This is a genomic window from Candidatus Thermoplasmatota archaeon (assembly GCA_018814355.1).
GTDB lineage: Archaea > Thermoplasmatota > Thermoplasmata > UBA10834 > UBA10834 > COMBO-56-21.
The window spans coordinates 1-2,102 of sequence record JAHIZT010000083.1; the positions used below are offsets into that span (position 1 = coordinate 1).

Consider the following 2,102-nt stretch of genomic DNA (forward strand, 5'->3'; position numbering starts at 1 on the left):
GGAGCACCTTGGGCGAACTAAGGTCGGAGATGCTGCTCACGCTTGCCAAGGAGATGGTGGATGTCGGCGATGTCGTCGGCCTCATCTGGAAGTCGATCGTCGACGACCCTCCCGTCGCGCTCAAGGAAGGAGGTCTCATCAGGGACGGCTTCGACCCCGCCCTCGACCAGTTGAGGCACGACTCCAAGGACGGCCAGCAATGGATTGCCGGCCTCGAGGGGTCCGAGAGGAAGAGAACAGGCGTCAAGAACCTGAAGGTCGGATTCAACAACGTCTTCGGATACTACATCGAGATATCCAAATCCAATATGAAGCAGGTGCCGCCTGAATACGAGCGCAAGCAGACCGTCGCAAACGGCGAAAGGTTCGTCACCCCAGAGCTCAAGGAGAAGGAGAGGGTCGTCCTGGCCGCTCAAGAGCGCTCCAACGACCTTGAGTACCAGGCCTTCATGCGAGTGCGTGACGAAGTCTCCAAGCACGGTGAGAATATCAGAGGAATCGCCCGTGCAATGGCAGCGGTAGATGTCCTCAACTCTTTCGCTGAGGTCGCTGTGTCGTCGAGATTCTCGAGGCCAGAGGTGAACGACACTGATACTGTCATCATCAAAGATGGTAGACACCCAGTTGTCGAGAGGGCGCTCAGAGGGTCGTTCGTGCCCAACGATGCATATCTCGACACCAACCTCAACAGACTGGTGATCCTGACCGGGCCCAATATGGCCGGCAAATCCACGTATCTACGACAGATAGCGGACATCGTGATAATGGCGCAAGCTGGATCCTTCGTGCCCGCCTCAGATGCGAAGATCGGGCTTGTCGACAGAGTGTTCACCAGGGTCGGGGCTTTCGATGACCTCTCAAGAGGCCAGTCGACCTTCATGGTGGAAATGACGGAGCTGGCGAACATACTCAACAGCGCCACGAAGCGCAGTCTGATCCTTCTCGACGAGGTCGGAAGAGGAACCAGCACGTACGATGGTCTCGCGATCGCATGGGCCGTGTCCGAGTATTTGTACGATCACTCTAAGATCGGTGCGAGATCTCTGTTCGCGACGCACTATCATCAGCTTACTGAGCTAGCAGAGTCATTGGAGGGCGTCAAGAACTATGCCATGGCGGTCAAGGAGCAGGGCTCCGATGTCATCTTCCTGAGGAAGGTCGTTCCCGGGAAGGCAAGCAAGAGCTACGGCATCCAGGTGGCGAAGATCGCGGGAGTCCCACCAGATGTCATCTCGCGAGCCGAGCAGGTCCTCAGCAGCATCGAGCAGGAGAACGTGCTCGAGGTGAAGGCGGGCAAGAAGGTCCACAGGCAGGCGCTCCTGCTGACACCGGAGAAGGAATCCACCGTAGAGGAAGAGCTCAAGATGATCAATGTGTCGAGGATGACCCCTATGGAAGCCTACGTCACGCTCAACGAACTCAAGAAGAAGCTCGGGGGATCACGTGCCAAGTAGGATAAGGTTGTTGGACGACGCCACCGTCAACAAGATAGCTGCTGGCGAAGTGGTCGAGCGGCCAGCATCCGTGGTCAAGGAGCTTGTGGAGAACGCACTCGATGCGGACGCCTCCTCCATTATGGTTACCATCGAGGAAGGCGGCAAGAAGCTCATCTCCGTCAGGGACGACGGCGTTGGCATGTCCTCTGAGGATGCTGGAAAGGCGTTCGAGCGGCACGCGACCAGCAAGATCTCGGGCATAGACGACCTGCAGAATCTGGCGTCCTACGGCTTTCGAGGCGAGGCACTCTCGTCCATCGCTGCGGTGTCCAGGGTCGCGCTCAGGACTCGGGAGCACGAAGCTGCGGGAGGGATCGAGGTAGTAGTCAACGGCGGCAGGATCGAGAGTGTCACTCCGGTCGGCTGTCCTCCAGGCACCGAGATCGTGGTCGAGGACCTCTTCCAGCACATGCCTGCGCGTAGAAAATCACTCAAGTCAAAGAACATCGAGCTCGCACACTGCCGCGAGGTCATGATCAGCTACATGCTTTGCAGACCGGGCTTGGCGTTCTCGTTCCGGTCGGACGGGGACATCGAGATGGTCCATGTGCCGGCAGAAGGTGTGAGGGGCTCGCTGGTCGCGGCATTCGGTCCAAAGGTCGCTGA

2 protein-coding genes are annotated in these 2,102 nt (G+C 58.2%); both read left to right on the top strand.

The window, feature by feature from the left end; translation table 11 throughout:
* Nucleotides 1-1,454, top strand: a 1,454-nt coding sequence (mutS, locus tag KJ653_06420) for a DNA mismatch repair protein MutS (GenBank protein MBU0685461.1), incomplete at its 5' end; no start/stop codon positions are given.
* Nucleotides 1,444-2,102: DNA mismatch repair endonuclease MutL (mutL, locus tag KJ653_06425; protein MBU0685462.1), on the top strand; the 659-nt coding region annotated here is incomplete at its 3' end. The genes mutS and mutL, both read left to right, overlap by 11 nt.